Source organism: Paraburkholderia sp. J69-1, from assembly GCF_905220255.1.
Lineage (GTDB): Bacteria > Pseudomonadota > Gammaproteobacteria > Burkholderiales > Burkholderiaceae > Paraburkholderia.
Genome location: NZ_CAJMZG010000059.1, coordinates 1 through 2,884 on the forward strand (window position 1 = coordinate 1; position 2,884 = coordinate 2,884).

Consider the following 2,884-nt stretch of genomic DNA (forward strand, 5'->3'; position numbering starts at 1 on the left):
GTGAATCAGGGTTGTGATTGTATCAATGTATTTTTAAGTGATCGAAAGATTGCCTTGAAATACGGCGCAACACGAATACTCAACCTGTAACGAGTGACTCGGCGTGGCAACACGACAGAGACACACCCGTTATAGGGTCAAGCGAACAAGTGCATGTGGTGGATGCCTTGGCGATCACAGGCGATGAAGGACGCGGTAGCCTGCGAAAAGCGGTGGGGAGCTGGCAAACAAGCTTTGATCCACCGATATCCGAATGGGGAAACCCACTCCGTATGGAGTATCCATGACTGAATACATAGGTCATGTGAAGCGAACGCGGCGAACTGAAACATCTAAGTAGCCGCAGGAAAAGAAATCAACCGAGATTCCCAGAGTAGTGGCGAGCGAAATGGGACCAGCCTGCATTCTTTATCTTCGTTGTTAGCCAAACGCTCTGGAAAGTGCGGCCATAGTGGGTGATAGCCCCGTAGGCGAAAACAGCGAGGAAGAACTAGGTATGCGACAAGTAGGGCGGGACACGTGAAATCCTGTCTGAAGATGGGGGGACCATCCTCCAAGGCTAAATACTCGTGATCGACCGATAGTGAACCAGTACCGTGAGGGAAAGGCGAAAAGAACCCCGGGAGGGGAGTGAAATAGATCCTGAAACCGCATGCATACAAACAGTCGGAGCCTCGCAAGGGGTGACGGCGTACCTTTTGTATAATGGGTCAGCGACTTACATTCAGTGGCAAGCTTAACCGAATAGGGCAGGCGTAGCGAAAGCGAGTCCGAACAGGGCGTCCAGTCGCTGGGTGTAGACCCGAAACCAGGTGATCTATCCATGGCCAGGTTGAAGGCACGGTAACACGTGCTGGAGGACCGAACCCACTAACGTTGAAAAGTTAGGGGATGAGCTGTGGATAGGGGTGAAAGGCTAAACAAACCTGGAAATAGCTGGTTCTCTCCGAAAACTATTTAGGTAGTGCCTCGTGTATCACCTTCGGGGGTAGAGCACTGTCATGGTTGATGGGTCCATTGCGGATTACGTCGCCATAGCAAACTCCGAATACCGAAGAGTGCAATCACGGGAGACAGACATCGGGTGCTAACGTCCGGTGTCAAGAGGGAAACAACCCAGACCGCCAGCTAAGGTCCCCAAATATAGCTAAGTGGGAAACGAAGTGGGAAGGCTAAAACAGTCAGGAGGTTGGCTTAGAAGCAGCCACCCTTTAAAGAAAGCGTAATAGCTCACTGATCGAGTCGTCCTGCGCGGAAGATGTAACGGGGCTAAGCTATATACCGAAGCTGCGGATGCATATTTATATGCATGGTAGGAGAGCGTTCTGTAAGCCTGCGAAGGTGCATTGAAAAGTGTGCTGGAGGTATCAGAAGTGCGAATGCTGACATGAGTAGCGATAAAGGGGGTGAAAGGCCCCCTCGCCGTAAGCCCAAGGTTTCCTACGCAACGTTCATCGGCGTAGGGTGAGTCGGCCCCTAAGGCGAGGCAGAAATGCGTAGCTGATGGGAAGCAGGTCAATATTCCTGCACCATTGTTGAATGCGATGGGGGGACGGATCGCGGAAGGTTGTCCGGGTGTTGGAAGTCCCGGTCCTTGCATTGGAGAAGGCGCTTTGGCAAATCCGGGCGCGGAATTCAAGGGTGTGAGGCCATTCACTTAGGTGAAGAAGCAACTGGAAGTGGTTCCAAGAAAAGCCTCTAAGCTTCAGTTCAACAGTGACCGTACCGCAAACCGACACAGGTGGGCGAGATGAGTATTCTAAGGCGCTTGAGAGAACTCGGGAGAAGGAACTCGGCAAATTGGTACCGTAACTTCGGGATAAGGTACGCCCTTGTAGCTTGAAGAGCCTGCGCTCTGAGGGTGAAGGGGTTGCAATAAACTGGTGGCTGCGACTGTTTAATAAAAACACAGCACTCTGCAAACACGAAAGTGGACGTATAGGGTGTGACGCCTGCCCGGTGCCGGAAGATTAAATGATGGGGTGCAAGCTCTTGATTGAAGTCCCGGTAAACGGCGGCCGTAACTATAACGGTCCTAAGGTAGCGAAATTCCTTGTCGGGTAAGTTCCGACCTGCACGAATGGCGTAACGATGGCCACACTGTCTCCTCCCGAGACTCAGCGAAGTTGAAGTGTTTGTGATGATGCAATCTCCCCGCGGCTAGACGGAAAGACCCCATGAACCTTTACTGTAGCTTTGCATTGGACTTTGAACCGGTTTGTGTAGGATAGGTGGGAGGCTGTGAAGTGTGGACGCTAGTCTGCATGGAGCCGTCCTTGAAATACCACCCTGATCTGTTTGAGGTTCTAACCTTGGTCCGTGATCCGGATCGGGGACAGTGCATGGTAGGCAGTTTGACTGGGGCGGTCTCCTCCCAAAGGGTAACGGAGGAGTACGAAGGTACGCTAGGTACGGTCGGAAATCGTGCTGATAGTGCAATGGCATAAGCGTGCTTGACTGCGAGACTGACAAGTCGAGCAGGTGCGAAAGCAGGTCATAGTGATCCGGTGGTTCTGTATGGAAGGGCCATCGCTCAACGGATAAAAGGTACTCTGGGGATAACAGGCTGATACCGCCCAAGAGTTCATATCGACGGCGGTGTTTGGCACCTCGATGTCGGCTCATCTCATCCTGGGGCTGTAGCCGGTCCCAAGGGTATGGCTGTTCGCCATTTAAAGAGGTACGTGAGCTGGGTTTAAAACGTCGTGAGACAGTTTGGTCCCTATCTGCCGTGGGCGCTGGATATTTGAAGGGACCTGCTCCTAGTACGAGAGGACCGGAGTGGACGAACCTCTGGTGTACCGGTTGTCACGCCAGTGGCATCGCCGGGTAGCTATGTTCGGAAGAGATAACCGCTGAAAGCATCTAAGCGGGAAACTCGCCT

The 2,884-nt window shown here is 52.5% G+C and carries 1 rRNA gene; it reads left to right on the top strand.

The window, feature by feature from the left end:
• Positions 1 to 135: 135 nt before the first annotated feature.
• Positions 136 to 2,884 (top strand): 23S ribosomal RNA (locus U5A67_RS40310); the annotation flags it as partial.